Origin of the sequence: Flavobacterium fontis (assembly GCF_900129405.1) — a bacterium.
In the GTDB taxonomy this organism is placed as follows: Bacteria; Bacteroidota; Bacteroidia; order Flavobacteriales; family Flavobacteriaceae; genus Flavobacterium; species Flavobacterium fontis.
Window position 1 is genome coordinate 44,380 of record NZ_FQVQ01000001.1, and the last position, 16,569, is coordinate 60,948.

Annotated in this window: 16 protein-coding genes and 1 tRNA gene; 10 read left to right on the forward strand and 7 right to left on the reverse strand. The window is 39.5% G+C overall.

Translation table 11 applies throughout. From position 1 onward, the window contains the following. Positions 1–18 precede the first annotated feature (18 nt). Positions 19–1,704: a glutamine--tRNA ligase/YqeY domain fusion protein gene (locus tag BUC17_RS00195; RefSeq protein ID WP_073360225.1), complete on the reverse strand. Its 1,686-nt coding sequence runs from the start codon at positions 1,702–1,704 to the stop codon at positions 19–21. Positions 1,705–1,770: 66 nt separating this feature from the next. On the opposite strand from BUC17_RS00195, the gene folB reads away from it, so the two are divergent. Both folB and BUC17_RS00205 read left to right on the forward strand, forming a co-directional pair. Next, entirely contained in the window at positions 1,771–2,130 is a 360-nt protein-coding gene (gene folB / locus BUC17_RS00200; protein WP_073360227.1) for a dihydroneopterin aldolase, read from the forward strand. A gap of 91 nt (positions 2,131–2,221) precedes the next feature. Beyond that, positions 2,222–2,292 (forward strand) — tRNA-Cys (locus BUC17_RS00205). 137 nt (positions 2,293–2,429) lie between these two features. Here the strand turns inward: BUC17_RS00205 and BUC17_RS00210 are convergent. From BUC17_RS00210 to rnr, 4 genes are read right to left on the reverse strand one after another with little or no spacing between them, the layout of a single operon-like run. Then, positions 2,430–3,083, reverse strand: coding sequence for a GldM family protein (locus BUC17_RS00210; protein WP_083544692.1), 654 nt, complete (start codon positions 3,081–3,083; stop codon positions 2,430–2,432). Beyond that, the gene (locus BUC17_RS00215; protein WP_073360231.1) at positions 3,064–3,774 is read right to left on the reverse strand and encodes a LysE family translocator; all 711 of its coding nucleotides are present in this window, start codon (positions 3,772–3,774) and stop codon (positions 3,064–3,066) included. The genes BUC17_RS00210 and BUC17_RS00215 overlap by 20 nt, the downstream gene beginning before the upstream one ends. Positions 3,775–3,834: 60 nt before the next feature. After that, on the reverse strand, positions 3,835–4,500 hold the full coding sequence (locus tag BUC17_RS00220; RefSeq protein ID WP_073361163.1) for a head GIN domain-containing protein: 666 nt from the start codon (positions 4,498–4,500) through the stop codon (positions 3,835–3,837). Positions 4,501–4,539: 39 nt separating this feature from the next. Next, positions 4,540–6,720, reverse strand: a complete 2,181-nt coding sequence (gene rnr, locus BUC17_RS00225) for a ribonuclease R (RefSeq protein WP_073360233.1) — start codon at positions 6,718–6,720, stop codon at positions 4,540–4,542. Between the two features lie 133 nt (positions 6,721–6,853). On the opposite strand from rnr, the gene BUC17_RS00230 reads away from it, so the two are divergent. Next, positions 6,854–7,087 carry a hypothetical protein gene (locus BUC17_RS00230; protein ID WP_073360235.1) on the forward strand — a complete coding sequence of 78 codons (234 nt, stop codon included), beginning with the start codon at positions 6,854–6,856 and terminating at the stop codon, positions 7,085–7,087. A 520-nt stretch (positions 7,088–7,607) separates the two neighbouring features. Here the strand turns inward: BUC17_RS00230 and BUC17_RS00235 are convergent. Beyond that, the gene (locus BUC17_RS00235; RefSeq protein WP_073360237.1) at positions 7,608–8,132 is read right to left on the reverse strand and encodes a YdeI/OmpD-associated family protein; all 525 of its coding nucleotides are present in this window, start codon (positions 8,130–8,132) and stop codon (positions 7,608–7,610) included. A gap of 93 nt (positions 8,133–8,225) precedes the next feature. On the opposite strand from BUC17_RS00235, the gene rpiB reads away from it, so the two are divergent. The 3 genes from rpiB (at position 8,226) to BUC17_RS00255 (ending at position 11,403) form a co-directional block, all read left to right on the forward strand. Then, positions 8,226–8,657, forward strand: a complete 432-nt coding sequence (gene rpiB, locus BUC17_RS00240; protein ID WP_073360239.1) for a ribose 5-phosphate isomerase B — start codon at positions 8,226–8,228, stop codon at positions 8,655–8,657. 3 nt (positions 8,658–8,660) lie between these two features. Continuing rightward, entirely contained in the window at positions 8,661–8,987 is a 327-nt protein-coding gene (locus BUC17_RS00245) for a hypothetical protein (protein WP_073360241.1), read from the forward strand. A 283-nt stretch (positions 8,988–9,270) separates the two neighbouring features. Continuing rightward, a complete protein-coding gene (locus tag BUC17_RS00255; protein WP_073360245.1) occupies positions 9,271–11,403 on the forward strand; it encodes a Tex family protein in 2,133 nt (710 codons plus the stop codon). A 235-nt stretch (positions 11,404–11,638) separates the two neighbouring features. Here the strand turns inward: BUC17_RS00255 and tatA are convergent, their stop codons facing one another. Then, complete coding sequence (gene tatA / locus BUC17_RS00260; protein WP_073360247.1) at positions 11,639–11,818, reverse strand: twin-arginine translocase TatA/TatE family subunit; 180 nt, start codon at positions 11,816–11,818, stop codon at positions 11,639–11,641. Between the two features lie 159 nt (positions 11,819–11,977). On the opposite strand from tatA, the gene BUC17_RS00265 reads away from it, so the two are divergent. From BUC17_RS00265 to BUC17_RS00280, 4 genes are read left to right on the forward strand one after another with little or no spacing between them, the layout of a single operon-like run. After that, a complete protein-coding gene (locus BUC17_RS00265) occupies positions 11,978–12,481 on the forward strand; it encodes a peptidase (protein WP_073360249.1) in 504 nt (167 codons plus the stop codon). After that, on the forward strand, positions 12,481–13,968 hold the full coding sequence (locus BUC17_RS00270; RefSeq protein ID WP_073360251.1) for a GH3 auxin-responsive promoter family protein: 1,488 nt from the start codon (positions 12,481–12,483) through the stop codon (positions 13,966–13,968). The genes BUC17_RS00265 and BUC17_RS00270 overlap by 1 nt, the downstream gene beginning before the upstream one ends. Beyond that, entirely contained in the window at positions 13,965–14,837 is an 873-nt protein-coding gene (locus tag BUC17_RS00275; RefSeq protein ID WP_073360253.1) for a carboxypeptidase-like regulatory domain-containing protein, read from the forward strand. Before BUC17_RS00270 ends, BUC17_RS00275 begins: the two co-directional genes overlap by 4 nt. Positions 14,838–14,878: 41 nt before the next feature. Continuing rightward, positions 14,879–16,567: a DUF6909 family protein gene (locus tag BUC17_RS00280; RefSeq protein WP_073360255.1), complete on the forward strand. Its 1,689-nt coding sequence runs from the start codon at positions 14,879–14,881 to the stop codon at positions 16,565–16,567. Positions 16,568–16,569: the final 2 nt, after the last annotated feature.

The window sequence follows — 16,569 nt, forward strand, 5'->3', positions numbered from 1 at the left end:
TGTTTTTACATATATAATTTATTCTTTGCTTTCAATTTTAGCCCAGGTGTCCCGAAGGCCGACCGTTTTGTTAAAAATTAACTTTTCAGGGGTTGAATCGGTATCGACACAAAAATACCCTAAGCGCTGAAATTGATACGACGTTCCGGGTTGCGCTTGATGAAGACTCGGTTCCAAATATCCGGTGATCACTTGCAACGAATTGGGATTGATATAGGTTTTAAAATCCACTTCCTTGTCGCCATCGGGGTTTTCATGCGTAAAAAGACGATCGTAAATGCGAACTTCTGCGGGTAAAGCGTGCTGAATAGACACCCAATGGATGGTTCCTTTTACTTTACGCATACTTGCTTCGGTTCCGCTTCCCGATTTACTATCGGCATCATACGTACAGTGAATTTCTGTTATTTCACCTTGGGCATCTTTAATCACTTTTTCACCTTTAATGATGTATGCATTTTTTAAACGTACTTCTGTTCCTAAGGTGAGTCGGAAAAACTTTTTATCGGCTTCTTCTTTAAAGTCCTCTCTTTCAATATATAACTCTTTGGTAAAAGGAACTTTTCGATAGGTCATTGGATCAGCTTCGGGATTGTTTTCGGCATCCAACCATTCTTCTTGACCTTCAGGATAGTTCGTAATTACCAACTTAACAGGATTAAGGACAGCCATTACGCGATCGGAAGTTTTATTCAATTCTTCACGCACACAAAACTCCAACAACGAAACATCAATCAAATTGGTACGTTTGGCAATTCCAATCGTTTTCGCAAAGTTTCGAATCGCCATGGGTGGATACCCGCGACGACGCATCCCAGAAATGGTACTCATACGGGGATCATCCCAGCCTGAAACATGTTTTTCTTCCACCAATTGAAGTAACTTCCGTTTAGAAACTACGGTATGCGACAAGTTTCTTCGCGCAAATTCACGTTGCTTCGGACGCACTTTGGTTTCATCATAAATTTGGTCCAAAAACCAATCGTATAATTCGCGATGCGGCAAAAATTCTAAGGTGCATAACGAATGAGAAATTTGTTCTAAATAATCGCTTTCCCCATGGGCCCAATCATACATTGGGTAAATACACCAATCGTTACCTGTACGGTGGTGATGTTCATGCATAATGCGGTAAATAATCGGATCGCGCATCAACATATTGGAGGAAGTCATATCGATTTTAGCACGAAGCACATGGGTTCCTTTTGGAAATTCACCTTGTTTCATGCGTGTAAACAAGTCCAAATTCTCTTCGATTGAACGGTTTCGAAAAGGAGAATCTGTACCGGGTTGTGTGGGAGTTCCTTTTTGTTTGGCCATTTCTTCCGAAGTTTGGCTATCAACATAGGCTTTCCCTTTTTGGATCAATGCTACCGCCCAATCATACAATTGTTGGAAATAATCAGAGGCATAACACTCGCGATCCCATTGGAATCCAAGCCATTGCACATCGCGTTTAATGGCATCAACATATTCTTGTTCCTCTTTGGAAGGATTGGTATCATCAAAACGCAAATTAACGGGCGCATTATAGTCCAAACCTAAGCCAAAATTCAAACAAATCGCACTGGCATGACCCACATGCAAATAGCCATTGGGTTCGGGTGGAAAACGAAAGCGAAGTTTATCTTTTGATAACCCGTTGTTTAAATCGTCTTCAATGATTTGCTCGATAAAATTGAGTGATTTTTCCTCGGTAGACATAGAAATTTCTTAATTTTAGCAAAGATATGTTTAATTCGTCAATTTGAAAATTGGCACCGAAATAAAATGGGAACAATTAAATTACAAAACATCCGCACATTTTCCTTTCACGGTTGTTTACCAGAAGAAGCAAAAATTGGTAGTGATTATCGGGTAGATTTGGAAGTAAAAACCGATTTACGAAAATCAGCTCAAACCGACGATTTAGCCGATACTGTTGATTATGTGTTACTTAATCGCATCGTTGTGGAAGAAATGGCGATTCGTTCAAAATTATTAGAACATGTAGCGCAACGGATTATTGAACGTATTTTTAGAGAAATTCCCTCGGTGTCTCGAATCCTTTTGGCGGTTTCCAAACTGAATCCTCCCATTGGTGGCGATGTTGAAGCGGTCACCATTATCATGGAAGAATACCGAAGTTAGGAGTAAATAAGTTTGATTTGCACTACAAATTGAAGGCGGGAATTTGGATATTGATTTTTTTTTACTTTATCTTTGCTACCCTTATTAAAAAGGCGTCGTGGCCGAGTGGCTAGGCATCGGTCTGCAAAACCGCGTACCCCGGTTCGAATCCGGGCGATGCCTCTACCTTAAAAACCTCTCAGTATTGGGAGGTTTTTTTTTATGAAAATAAATGACAAAAAAGTAGATTTAGTGTATTTAAAACGTAAGGCAAGCAATTTCTAAATAAAAAAGAATTGATTTTAGTAAACAAATTTTTACTATAAAATGGTTATTAAGACTGGAGTGAATTTACAAAAAAAACCATTTAAACTTATACCTAATCTTACTTTTAAATCAGTAATCAATAAGTCATCTCCTTTTCTAGCATATCTATTGATTTGTTCAAATGCAGCTTTTGTAATTGTATTTCCTTGAACGACAATGGCTTTTTGACCGGGTATTCTAATAGTAAATTCGAGAACAATAAACTTAAAATCAAGATTTTTATCTTCAAAAAATACACGAACTACTGCATCTTTCAAATTGTTCTTACTCATCCGTAAAATAGGGTCTTTATTAAAGTTTAATGAAGTCAGTTGGAGAGGAATATTTTTAATTTTATATACAAAAACTTCTACTTTTTTGGTTTTATTTTTTAAAACTATTTGAACAGAAACATTGAGTTCTGTACCGGCACCAGGGTTAATTTCAAATGTATTTTTTGAAGTTGATTTTAGGCCTAATCCTGAAACAGAAAATGACAACGAATTGGGTACTTCGATACTAAATTTATTAGACAATCCACGATAAACAACACGACAATCTTGGTTTACGATCCATTCCGAAGTGTGTTTAATGACCGACAAAGTATCCTTTTGTGCGAAACTAAAAAAGGATATAAAAAGAAAGAAACTATTTAGAATTCGTGGCATTTTCAAGCGTTTTACCAATTCCTAATTGTTGTTCGATCATCTTTTTTTCGTTGGGGAAAAACCCTTGAACGATTAAAAAACTACCGAATATCATTAGGATAACGCTAATTACCCGCTTAATCTTATAAATATTATTGGGAGTTAGTCTGGATTTCAATTGTTTGGCTACCATTATTTTTAAAATATCTACCGCAAAATAGGTCAGAATAATAACTGCGATAAATAAAACAATTCGATCGGTTTCCATATTCAATTTAGGGCCAAATACGATGATAATTCCCATCCAAAAAGCAAGAACCCCAATATTGATAAAATTCAAAAAGAACCCTTTAAAGAATAATCCTAAATAATTGTTTTTAGGAATATTATCTTCCTCTACTTGTTCTTCATCCCGTTTTTTTAAGAAATCTTTTTTCTCTTTGATAAAAGAAATTATACCGTACGTAAGCATGATAACTCCACCAAAAATAAACAAGGCAGGATCATCTTTTAGGCGTTCAAGAATTTGATTGGTACTAAAGTAAGCGATTAAAATAAAAACTAAATCACCAAAAACCACTCCAGCATCAAACACCATCGCCGCACGAAAACCCTTGGTAATACTCGTTTCTAGTAAAACAAAAAAAACTGGCCCAATGGTAAAGGCAAGTAAAAATCCCCAGGGTATGGCCGCTAAAATATCGTTGAGCATGGCTTAATTCACTTAAAAAGTAAAGGTATTCTTTTTCCCAGAAAAAGCAAATTCCCTTACCTATTTCGCTTGACGAATGGTCCCACCAGCGATGGTTTTCTCATTAATTTGCTTTGGATTGCCATAAACAACAATAGTCCCGCCAGCCCGAATTTTAGCATCTACCCATTCAGAAGCATAAATTTCAGCCTCTCCACCGGCATTACCTGTAATTGTGGTTTGCTCAGTACGTAAATCTTTTGCTTCATACTGTCCTCCTGAATTAACAATCACCTCCTGGGTTTTGGCAGATCCCTGTAGTTCTACGATCGATCCATTGGCGGTGCGGGCTGTTAATTTGGAAACTTCTAACTTTAATTTTACCTGTGAACCTTCTTTAGCAATGACTTCAAAAAACGTAGATTTTATAACTGTTTCACCACCAATATGCGAACCTTCATTGGCTTCTACGGCTTCTAATTGGGTATAATACACAGTCGCTGAAACCGATTCACCCGACAACATTTTGGTTAAAGGCATTCTAATTTTTAATTCCCCATTGCGATTGACAACTTCTACCGAAGAAGCTTCTTTACCGGTGAGTACCACTTTATCCTCTTTTCCGGGAATTAATAAAACATCAATTTGATCAAATGCGGTCACTTTGGTAAAATCACCGACTTTTTTTTCGATCTGTGCATTCGCAATCGATACACAAACGAAAACGAAAAGAATCCATTTTTTCATTACTGTAAACATTTATAATAAAACGAAGCTTTACAAGAATTATTCCTTTTTCCGTAAATAGGTAAAATCTAATTGTTTTTTAACTAAATCAGCGTTTTTAACTTTCACAAAAACTTCATCACCCAATTGCAGCATCCCTTTGTATTGCTCGCCGATATAAGCATATTGTTTTTCATCAAATACATAGTAATCCTCTTTGATATCGCGAATTCGAACCATACCTTCACATTTGTTTTCAATGATTTCAACGTAAATTCCCCATTCGGTTACCCCTGAAATAACACCCAAAAACTCTTGATCCATGTGGTCTTTCATGTATTTGACCTGCATATATTTCACCGAATCGCGTTCAGCATTGGCCGCTAAAATTTCCATATCGGTCGAATGCTCACATTTTTCTTCGAAAGCTTCTTCATCGGCACTTTTTCCGCCGTCTAAATAATGCTGCAATAAACGATGCGCCATCACATCAGGATAACGCCGAATGGGCGATGTAAAATGACTGTAATAATCAAACGCAAGTCCGTAATGCCCAATATTTTCGGTTGAATAACGGGCCTTACTCATCGCTCGAATGGCTAAGGTATCGACTAAATTTTGTTCTTTTCTTCCGTTGACTTCGGCCAATAAATCATTCAACGATTTAGAAATGGTTTGCTTGGTTTTGAAATTAATCGAATAGCCAAACTTTGAAATCACCGATTGAAGTCCGATTAATTTATCTTCATTAGGTTCGTCGTGAATCCTGTAAATAAAGGTTTTCTTTTGTTTGCCAATAAATTCAGCGACTTTTCGATTGGCCAATAACATGAACTCTTCAATCAAAAAGTTGGCTTCTTTGGAAACTTTGAAATACACCCCTGTCGGTTCATCATTTTCATCCAAATTAAACTTAACTTCTACTTTATCAAAGGAAATCGCCCCTGCTGCCATGCGTTTTTGACGTAAAATTTTTGCCAACTCATGCAAGGTTAAAACCGCATCAACTATAGGAGCCGGTACTTGATAATCCTTTCCTGTTAACGAAGTTTTCGCGGGAATAATATCCGATTTTGTCTCAATAATATGTTGGGCTTCTTCGTAGGCAAAGCGCTGATCAGAGTAAATCACCGTTCGACCAAACCATTGATTCACCAATTCGGCTTTGGTATTTAATTCAAACACTGCCGAAAACGTATATTTTTCCTCATGGGGACGCAACGAACAAGCAAAATTGGATAACACTTCGGGCAACATCGGAACCACACGATCGACTAAATAGACTGAAGTAGCTCGTTTATAGGCTTCTTCGTCCAAAATCGTTCCTTCTTTTACATAATGGGAAACATCGGCAATATGAATTCCAATTTCATAATTTCCATTGTCAAGTACTTGAAACGACAACGCGTCATCAAAGTCTTTAGCATCGCGCGGGTCAATGGTAAAGGTAAGTATACCGCGCATATCACGGCGTTTTGCAATTTCATCGGCGGTGATTGAAGTATCAATTTTATTCGCAAAAGCTTCTACTTCAATGGGAAAATCGTAGGGTAACCCGTATTCGGCTAAAATAGCATGAATCTCAGTATCGTGTTCCCCAGGTTTACCCAAAACTTTGATTACCGAACCAAAAGGGGAATCGGCTTTTTTGGGCCAATCTTCTAGACGAACTAACACTACGTCACCGTGTTGCGCTTCGTTTAATTTATTTTTTGGAATAAAAATATCGGTATACATTTTTGGATTGGCCGTGGTGACAAAACCAAAATTCTTTTGCACATCAACTACGCCCACAAATTCCATTTTAGCGCGTTCGAGTATTTCTACCACTTCTGCTTCAGGCTTTCGCGAAGCCCGTTTGTTGTAGACATACACTTTTACCCGATCGCCGTGCAATGCGTGATTTAAGTTGATAAACGGAATAAATACATCGTCTTCTAATTCATCGCAAATAAAATACGCTGTTTTTCGCGTGGTCATATCGATAGTCCCTTCGTAGTATTCCTGATGGTCGGAGGGAATCAGGTATTTTCCAGGTTCGACTTCAGTGATTACCTTTTGCGAAGCTAAAATTTTTAAGTCCTTTATAATTTCATTGCGACTTTTGGTGTCATCAAGCTCTAAAATAGCGGCAATTTGTTTGTAGTTAAAAGGTTTATTCGGACTTTTCGACAGGATTTTAAAGATTTTCTCGGAAAAAGTTTTATTCTTTTTCCCAAGATTTTTTCGGTTTCTTGGCATACTTCATTTTTCTTTTACGGTTGAAAATTACGAAATCCAATTCAGTTGCTGGGGAAAAAGCCAACATTTAATAGGAAAATAACATATTCAGATTGAAAAACAACTACCTTTGAGTACCCAAAATCAGTCACTTATGAAAGATTTTATTACCGTTGCCATCTTTCATTTACCGCAAGAAACCTATATTTTAAAAACCCTCTTGGACCGAGAAAACATTCCTCATTTTTTTGAAAACGAAACGATTGTTTCCGTTGATCCCTTTGCCAGTATAGCTTTAGGAGGCATTCGACTCAAAGTACATCCCAACGATACTGCACGCGTTCAAGCCCTTATCGACCATTTAAACAATCCGCTTCATATCGTTTAACGTTTTTTAAAAACAGTCAAGTTTTCAACACCTTTTAAAAACAACAAAAATCATTTTTTAAATTTTTTAAAATTTATGATGGTTATTATAGGGTGTTGATAAGGGGTAAAACTTTTTGCCTTTTTATTTTTTCAAAAAGTTATGGAAAATTATACCGCTTTATGAACAACTTTTCAAAAACCTAATCGGCTCAAAATGATGAAATTTTTAGATTTTATTAACAGCTGTCAACAATTCAATTCCTAGCTTTTTTTCGCATAACTTTTTATCCTAAAAACTGTTGAAAACCTATTTTTTGATGTCAATAATTTTCCAAAAAAAAGGCAAAACTTTCATTGGATTTCTCCTCGAAATTTTTGCTTATAAAAATTAAGTTTCCGTTTCAAAAAACTTCTGATTTTCTATTCAAAATTATCAACAACAAATGTTAATTTAAAGTTAACTGAAAATCAGGCTATTGTAAAATGATATCAACATTGTTAAAAAAATAATTTTTAAAACATTGATAATCAATGAAATACTAAAATTTCATTTTTTCATGAAAGGCTTTAATGTCTTGATTTAGAATTTGATAATCCAACTTTCCTTGTTGCTTTTTTAAATGCTCCAAAATCACAAAACTCCGCTCAATTTTTAGCTGCGAACTTTTTATTTTGTTTATTACATGAAGCAGCGAACGTTGTTTCCCAGGCGTTAACTGATGAAACCAATCACTTCCCTCCGGATCACTGGCTAAAACTTCTTGAAATTCCTCCGAAATCGGCATGCCATACGTCGAATCATCGGGCGCTAAATGGACAGTCAATACTTCCCCAATAGACCACTTTTGTTTTTTCACCAAAGGTTGGTTGAATAAGATAAAATACATACCCGATTTTTGTAACAAGGCCGAATGCAACCTTACCGTCTGATTTATAGTACAAATCACTCGTTTGTCTTTACTTATGTTGAGCATGTTTTGATATACTTCCTCTGGGATTTTAACGTGAGGGCCATAGCCAATGGCGTGATCCTTAAACGTTTCCAAAATTGTTTCGAATTCCATGTCGTAAAGTTTTTAACAAATATAACCCGTAGCGCGCATTTATTTCCTAACTTTGTTCAACGATTTATAAGACCTAAATACAACGATTCCCTCATGCGCATTTCAATAGGAAACGACCACGCCGGACCCGATTACAAAAAAGCGATTGTTCATTGGTTACAAAACCAAGGCCATGAAGTAATCAATCACGGTACCGATACCGAAGCCAGTGTAGATTATCCCGATTTTGGTCATCCCGTGGCACTCGATGTTGCTGAAGGCCGCGCCGATTTCGGAATCGTTATTTGTGGTTCGGGTAATGGGATCAACATGACGGTTAATAAGCACCAAGCCATTCGCTCAGCCTTGTGTTGGACCAAAGAAATTGCAGCCTTAGCCCGGCAACACAATGATGCCAATATCATCAGTATTCCCGCCCGATTCACCGCTGTTCCCCAAGCCGTTGAAATGGTGGCTACCTTTCTAGAAACCCCTTTTGAAGGCGGACGACATCAAAACCGCGTACAAAAAATAGCCTGTTCCTAAACCATGTTCAATTCCCTCAAAACCACTCCCGACATCATCCGAGCTACCCGATTTGTGGTGTTACTCACTTTATTGTTGGGCACGGGTTTGATGGTATGGTATTATTACAACCCTTGTGGACAGGTTATTTACCTCAGTTTGTTTTACATCATCAGCATGCTGTTTTTAAACAGTTACTTCGGCATTCGATTGTTGCAACTTTTGTTTACCGAACCTGATCACCGTCAGTCTGTAGCCGGCGCCATAGTGCTGCTACTCACTAATATTCCCGTCGGATATTTTTACATTCAATTGGGATTACAGATTTATCAAAGGTCTTCTCCTGTATAATTTTTAGGCGTTTCCCCTCAATGAATGTGGGCTTTTCGTATCCAGCTCCCTTCTTCGGGGCCGGGTGTTCGGGAGTCGCTTCCCGATATTTTTTTCGTTTTTCAAAAGCAGCGTATCTTCGGGAGAGCTCCAACAATCCCTCACCCCCTAACGCAGCCTGTCTACAATGAAACCTATTTTATCCTTTGGATTTTCGTTTTTCTCGCCCGCTTTTTTATGTACATTTAGCCCCTAAATTAGTATTCTTTTTTTCAAACGTAGAAAGGCGTTTGTTCGCATTTGTATGAACAATATTTCTTTTATTCAAACTCATTTACAGCTTCCTGAAGTCGCAGCCAAAAACATTGAAGCAGCGCTACAATTGCTCGCCGAAGATTGTACCATTCCGTTTATTGCCCGCTATCGAAAAGACAAAACCGGCAACCTGGATGAGGTCGTGCTCGAAAAAATTGCCAAATTCAAAAAGCAGTACGACGAACTTATGAAGCGCAAGGAGAGTATTTTGGCTAGTATCGCCGAACAAGGGCAGTTACATCCCGAACTGAAAGCCAAAATTGAAAACAGTTTTGACAGTAGTGAGCTTGAGGATTTGTATTTGCCCTACAAAAAAAAGAAGAAAACCAAAGCCGATATCGCTCGCGAAAACGGGTTGGAACCGCTCGCCAAAATTATCATGGCACAAAACACCGACGACATTGAGTATTTGGCTTCCAAATATTTGAATAAAAATGTGGTCAACGAAGACGAGGCCCTACAAGGTGCGCGCGACATTATTGCCGAATGGATCAACGAAAACCTGTTTGTTCGTAAACAACTGCGGCGTCAATTTCAACGGCAAGCGGTGATTACAACCAAGGTGGTAAAAGGCAAAGATACCGATGAAAACGCCCAAAAATTTACCCAGTATTTTGATTGGTCTGAACCCTTATCCAAAGCACCTTCCCATCGTTTATTGGCCATGTTACGCGCCGAAGCCGAAGGCTATATCAAGTTTTCCGTCACCCTCGACAAAGACGAAGCCCTCCAAAGGGTAGAGGAAGCCATCATCAAACGCGACAACGATACCACGCCCCATTTAAAATTAGCCATCAAAGACAGTTACAAACGGTTGTTAGAACCCGCGATTTCCAACGAAACCTTACAAGAGGCCAAACAAAAAGCCGATGCCAAAGCGATTGCCGTTTTTGCTGAAAATTTACGGCAGTTGTTACTCGCCTCGCCATTGGGTGAAAAGCGCGTTTTGGCGATCGATCCAGGCTTCCGAACCGGATGTAAAGTGGTTTGTTTGGATGAGAAAGGCGATTTGTTGTATAACGAAACGATTTATCCGCATGCGCCCCAACACGAAACAGCCATGGCGATGAAAAAAATAAAATCCATGGTCAATGCTTACAACATTGAAGCGATTTCTATTGGCAACGGAACAGCGAGTCGGGAAACGGAGTTTTTTATCAAAAAAATCGCTTTCGATAAACCCGTTCAGGTTTTTGTGGTCTCCGAAGCTGGGGCATCGGTCTACTCAGCAAGTAAAATCGCCCGAGAAGAGTTTCCCAATTACGATGTCACCGTGCGGGGTTCGGTCTCCATCGGACGCCGGTTGTGCGATCCCTTGGCCGAATTGGTCAAAATCGATCCTAAGTCGATTGGCGTGGGACAATACCAACACGATGTCGATCAAGTGAAGTTAAAGGAAGAGCTCGATAATACCGTAATTCGATGTGTGAATGCCGTGGGAATCAATATCAATACGGCGAGCAAATCGCTGCTGAGTTATGTGAGCGGTATCGGGGAAAAAATGGCCGAGAATATCGTGAAATTTCGCTCCGAAAACGGACCCTTTCAAGATCGTAATCAATTAAAAAAAGTCCCTCGTTTGGGCGATAAAGCCTTTCAACAAGCCGCGGCTTTTATTCGCATTAAAGACGGGAAAAATCCTTTGGATAATTCGGCGGTACATCCCGAGTCGTATAAAGTAGTCGAGAAAATGGCCAACGACTTAGGAATTCAAGTAGGCGAGTTGATTGCCAACAAAGCCAAGATTGCCCAAATTAAGCCCGAGCAATATGTCAACGACACGGTGGGAATTCTTGGGGTAAAAGATATTTTAAAAGAATTGGAAAAACCCGGATTGGATCCGCGAAAAGCCGCGAAGGTATTTGAATTTGACCCCAACGTAAAAACGCTGCACGATTTGCGTTCGGGAATGATTTTACCTGGGATTGTAAATAACATTACTGCCTTTGGTTGCTTTGTTGACCTGGGAATTAAAGAAAGTGGTTTGGTGCATATTTCCCAATTAAAAGACGGCTTTGTCTCCGATGTCAATGAAGTCGTCAAAATGCACCAACATGTTCAGGTAAAAGTCTTGGAGGTTGATGAGGTTCGAAAACGCATTCAACTGACCATGGTGTTATAAAAGCAATAATCCCAAATTCGAAACCGAACTTGGGATTATTTTTTTTGCAGTTCTATAGGATTAAAACTGCAATTGGGAACAAAATAGTATGTTCTTCTTCATAGCAAGCAATAATAAGATGCAAACCAAAGAAAAGGGTTGCGTGAAAAAATAAAAAAAGTGAAAAAAAAATCACTGCTGATGAAAACAGTGATTTTTTATAAAGAACAAGTCGTTGTGATGTAGCGTCAGGAGACTATTTATTTTCTTCTGTCTTGGTTTCAGCTTTTGTTTTATCTTCTCCTTTGGCAGCGTCTTTAAATTCTTTAACACCAGCGCCCAATCCTTTCATTAATTCCGGAATTTTTCGACCTCCGAATAATAACAAAACAATCACAAGGATGACAATAATTTCGGGCATTCCTAATCTTCCCATAACGTATTTAATTAGTGCTTTCGCAGTTATTCATATTTGTTTAGGTTACAAAGGTACGTAAAAAATAAAACGATGAAGGTTTTCTAACAAAGATTTCACGTTAAAGTATCCGCTTTTCACCGCTGAATTTGGTTATATTTGTTGCATCAAACGCTCCGTATGTCAGCCAAAAAATTAAAAAAAGAACGGCTCAAAAAGCACCTGTTTACCAAAAACAGGCTTGTGATCTTAAATGACGATACGTTTGAGGAGATTTTTTCACTTCGACTTACGTTGATGAATGTGTTTGTGGTCGCGGGTGTTGGTGCCATTTTGATCATTTTTGTGACTACGTTTATCATTGCCTTTACGCCGCTTCGCGAATATATTCCTGGGTATCCTTCTACCGAATTAAAACGTAACGCTACCGAATTAGCGTTAAAATCAGACTCGTTGGAATTTGCTATCAAAAAAAACGAAGCGTACTTGCAGTCAATTCAGAAAGTGCTGAACGGGAATTTAGAATATGCCAAAGTCAATAAGGATTCTATTTTAGCCATTGCAGTGGATACCCTCCCTGATTTAGAATTGACACCTTCCGAAAAAGAAATGGAACTGCGCCGTGAAGTGGAACAGGAGGAGCAAAAATCACCTGTCAAACCGTCTCAAAAAGGAAAAAAATAATGTCGTTAAAATCATTTGCCGCCCGACTTTTGGCCTACAAAGTGCATCGAGACACCCAAAAATGGGCGCAAAATCCGGTAGCAACCCAGCAAAACGTTTTCCGTCAATTGATTGCTCAAGCGCAACAGACCGCTTTTGGAAAAGACCACCATTTTGACACCATACATTCCCATGCCGACTTTGTCAAACAGGTTCCCATTCGCGACTATGAACAATTAAAACCCTATGTTGACCGCGTGGTGCAAGGGGAAGAGCACGTTCTTTGGAAAGGAAAGCCTCTTTATTTTGCTAAAACGTCGGGGACAACATCGGGGGCCAAGTACATTCCTCTAACCAAGGAATCCATGCCGTTTCATATCCAAGCGGCCCGAAATGCCATTTTGAGTTATATCCACGAAACAGGTAAAGCCGATTTTGTTGATGGAAAAATGATTTTTCTGCAAGGAAGTCCGGAGTTGGAGTCCAAAAACGGCATTCAACTGGGCCGACTTTCGGGTATAGTAGCGCATTATGTACCTAAGTATTTACAACGCAACCGCTTGCCTAGCTGGGAAACCAACTGCATTGACGATTGGGAAACCAAAGTAGATGCGATTGTTCAGGAAACGATGACCCAAAACATGACGGTAATTTCTGGGATTCCGAGTTGGGTTCAAATGTATTTTGAAAAACTCGTTCAAGTGTCAGGAAAACCTGTAGGCACGCTGTTTCCCCATTTTAATCTGTTTATTTATGGCGGTGTCAATTACGAACCGTACCGTGCGAAATTTGAACAATTGATGGGACGAGAAGTAGATTCCATTGAACTTTTTCCCGCTTCTGAAGGGTTTTTTGCCTACCAAGATTCACAAACCGAAAAAGGCATGTTGTTGCTGTTGAATTCGGGAATCTTTTATGAGTTTGTGAAGGCGGATGAATTTTTCACTCCAAATCCCATTCGCTACACCATTGGCGAGGTCGAATTGGGTGTAAATTATGTGCTTTTACTTTCTACCAATGCAGGGTTATGGGCCTACAATATTGGCGACACGGTTCAATTTACCAGTTTACAACCCTATCGTGTGATTGTCTCGGGTAGGTTGAAACATTTCATTTCGGCTTTTGGGGAACACGTTATTGGGAAAGAAGTAGAGGAGGCTTTGCGTCAAGCGGTGGAGGGAACTTCGGTTCGAATCAATGAATTTACTGTAGCCCCGCAAATTACGCCTCAGGAAGGATTGCCGTATCACGAGTGGTTGATAGAATTTGAACAACTTCCCGATAATTTGAATGAATTTGCGTTAAAAATCGACCACGCCATGCGCCAACAAAATGTGTACTATGACGATTTAATTGCTGGCAATGTATTGCGAACTGTGGTTATCACGCCAGTAGCGCCCAACGGTTTTCAAGCCTATATGAAGTCCATCGGGAAATTGGGAGGCCAAAACAAACTTCCGCGCTTAAGTAATGATCGCACGATTGCTGATCAATTGCCCTTGTTATGAAAAAAATACTATTCCTACTTGTAATTCCTGTAGTTGCCCTGGCCCAAGTTAAAGGTGTGGTCAAAGATAGCCTTTCGGGGCAGCCTATTCCGTATGTAACCCTTTGGGTAGAAGGCGAACAAATGGCTGCTACCACTGAATTTGACGGCACCTACGAATTACCTTCCCTTAGTTTGGGAAAAACCATTGTGTTTTCCTCGGTGGGTTATACCAAAAAACGAGTGACCGCCGAACACGCCCAAACGGTTCTTTTATCGCCCGAGGAATACCTTTTGGAGGAAGTAGTGATTGCGGGTCAAAAAAACACGAAGTTGCTCGAAATAGGCATTCGTAAAAAATCGATTTATCAAGCGTTTGATAATGGTCCCAAAATTGAGACCAAGTTTTTCCCGTATTTGCAAGCCTATACCAAAACAAAATACATTAAAAAAGTTCGCCTTCAAACCGATTGCCGTATCGAAGATGCGTTGGTTAAACTTCATTTTTTTGCCGTGGATGAAAAGGGAGCGCCCGGAGCGGAGCTGCTCAAGAAAGACCTTTTGGTTACGGTAAAAAAGGGAGTCATGTACACCACGGTCGATCTGTCGGATTGGAATATGGTGATGCCCAAAAACGGACTCTTTGTGGGATTTGAAAAGTTGTTAATCGAACGGAATAAAGAGGAAAAAACCATTGTCGACCCCAATTCAGGAACAACCCGTATCCAGCGAAAATATTACCCTTTTTTGTTGTATGCATACATTGAAGCCCCATTTCAATGGACATACCAAGAGGGCGAGTGGCAGAAAAAGGTTCCAAGCGATACGAACGATCCGTCGGCAACACTGATGATACTCGAACCTTCCATTTCCCTTATTCTGTCCAACTAAATCCAAAATCATTACCTTTGCGGGTTAGTAAAACCTATTGAATGAAAGAAATTAAAAACATTTCGCGCTCCAGAGCGCAAGAGTCCTCGGCAGCTATCGAGCGACTGTACATTACCATGCGTCACCTTTTCAACCGGGGTTTTTATAAACCGATGGGAGTATCGGGTGACACCTTACGAGAAGCATTGCTTCAACTTCGCCCCGAGATTTATGGCAGTATTGCCGAAGAAAAAGTAGAATTAAACGGATTATTGTATGTAATTGAGCGTTTGCCGATTGGCATTGAAGAGTGCCGGTACATCAATTTAACTTCCGATGAAGGGTATTCCAAATCGCATTTCAAAGCGATCATTCCTCCCAAACGTCGTCGCAATTGTTACCGCATTGACGCCGAACAGATGAATGTGGAAATCACCCGCGGACGTTCCGATATTTATGATATTTTAACCCATTTGACTTTTATTTTTATTGAATCGCATAAAATCAAAGATCGGGTATTGTTGGATGAGTTTGAAGTTGAGGTTACCCGCGATTGGAAGAAATTGGAACAAGCGGTACTTCAGGGAAAAAAGTTAACTCAGATTGAAAAAGAAGTTGCCATTTCTCATGCGGCGAATATATTAGGACGAAGTTTTTCAGAAGTATTGGCCATTTACGATGCCTTTGCCATTCCTGAAAAACCCGATCGTTTTTTACATGTGATTTATTGGCTGGGAAAATTGGCCATCGAAGAAGCAGTAGATAACAACAAGCGTACGATTACGTTTAGTCCCATTTTGCGGGAACGATTGGGACACCACATTCACGGAGAAATTTGGGCCAATACCATCAAACAAACCTTGGATGACAACGGTTTGATTCAGCGGCCTATCCATATTATCAGTGCCAACATGCACAGTGTCATGAATTCGATTTATGCGCAAACGGTTATCGGAAGTAAGTACAAAGAGCAATCGGAATATGCGATTTATGAAGATTTGAGTGCTTCCGAAAACAAGGAACTCCGTAAAAAAGTGGAAGAATATGCCTTGAAAAATGGTATGATTTCGCTACCCGATACCTCAGGAACCAATATTGATGTTCAAGTCTTTGATACTGCAAAAATAGATTGGAAAAAATCCAATTTCCCGAACGTAAAATTTAAAGGGGAGGCGCCTGTCATTATTGTTATGGATTATGCCTTTGGGGAGCAAGCTTTTGAAACTATTGACGAATTGTTGAAACCCTATAAATCGGGGAAAGAGAAGCTTTTCTTGAATGTAGAATCGGTTTCAATTATGGGTAAAGCTGGAATCTTGGAAGGCGGCAAAGGCGATATTATGATTCCGAATGCCCACATCAACGAGGGTACGGCAGACAACTATCCTTTTGACAATGAGTTGACCAAAGAACTGTTTGAGGGCCACGGAATACCTGTGTATGCGGGACCGATGATTACGGTTTTGGGAACTTCCTTACAGAATAAAGATTTATTGAAATTTTTCCACGAGTCGACTTGGGGCGCAATCGGTTTGGAGATGGAAGGCGCGTATTACCAAAAAGCCATTCAGTCGGCATCGCGTATACGCAAAAGCATTAATCCTAAGGTCAAAGTTCGATACGCTTACTACGCTTCCGATAATCCATTGGAGACAGGAAGCACGCTGGCTTCTGGAGGATTAGGAACCACAGGAGTGAAGCCTACGTATTTGATTACCATTAAAATTTTAGAACAACTTTTTAACCAATAACC

Coding starts and splice junctions, on each gene's coding strand:
- BUC17_RS00195 (WP_073360225.1), bottom strand. CDS start 1,704: ATGTCTACCGAGGAAAAATCACTCAATTTTATCGAGCAAATCATTGAA.
- folB (WP_073360227.1), top strand. CDS start 1,771: ATGGGAACAATTAAATTACAAAACATCCGCACATTTTCCTTTCACGGT.
- BUC17_RS00210 (WP_083544692.1), bottom strand. CDS start 3,083: ATGCCACGAATTCTAAATAGTTTCTTTCTTTTTATATCCTTTTTTAGT.
- BUC17_RS00215 (WP_073360231.1), bottom strand. CDS start 3,774: ATGCTCAACGATATTTTAGCGGCCATACCCTGGGGATTTTTACTTGCC.
- BUC17_RS00220 (WP_073361163.1), bottom strand. CDS start 4,500: ATGAAAAAATGGATTCTTTTCGTTTTCGTTTGTGTATCGATTGCGAAT.
- rnr (WP_073360233.1), bottom strand. CDS start 6,720: ATGCCAAGAAACCGAAAAAATCTTGGGAAAAAGAATAAAACTTTTTCC.
- BUC17_RS00230 (WP_073360235.1), top strand. CDS start 6,854: ATGAAAGATTTTATTACCGTTGCCATCTTTCATTTACCGCAAGAAACC.
- BUC17_RS00235 (WP_073360237.1), bottom strand. CDS start 8,132: ATGGAATTCGAAACAATTTTGGAAACGTTTAAGGATCACGCCATTGGC.
- rpiB (WP_073360239.1), top strand. CDS start 8,226: ATGCGCATTTCAATAGGAAACGACCACGCCGGACCCGATTACAAAAAA.
- BUC17_RS00245 (WP_073360241.1), top strand. CDS start 8,661: ATGTTCAATTCCCTCAAAACCACTCCCGACATCATCCGAGCTACCCGA.
- BUC17_RS00255 (WP_073360245.1), top strand. CDS start 9,271: ATGAACAATATTTCTTTTATTCAAACTCATTTACAGCTTCCTGAAGTC.
- tatA (WP_073360247.1), bottom strand. CDS start 11,818: ATGGGAAGATTAGGAATGCCCGAAATTATTGTCATCCTTGTGATTGTT.
- BUC17_RS00265 (WP_073360249.1), top strand. CDS start 11,978: ATGTCAGCCAAAAAATTAAAAAAAGAACGGCTCAAAAAGCACCTGTTT.
- BUC17_RS00270 (WP_073360251.1), top strand. CDS start 12,481: ATGTCGTTAAAATCATTTGCCGCCCGACTTTTGGCCTACAAAGTGCAT.
- BUC17_RS00275 (WP_073360253.1), top strand. CDS start 13,965: ATGAAAAAAATACTATTCCTACTTGTAATTCCTGTAGTTGCCCTGGCC.
- BUC17_RS00280 (WP_073360255.1), top strand. CDS start 14,879: ATGAAAGAAATTAAAAACATTTCGCGCTCCAGAGCGCAAGAGTCCTCG.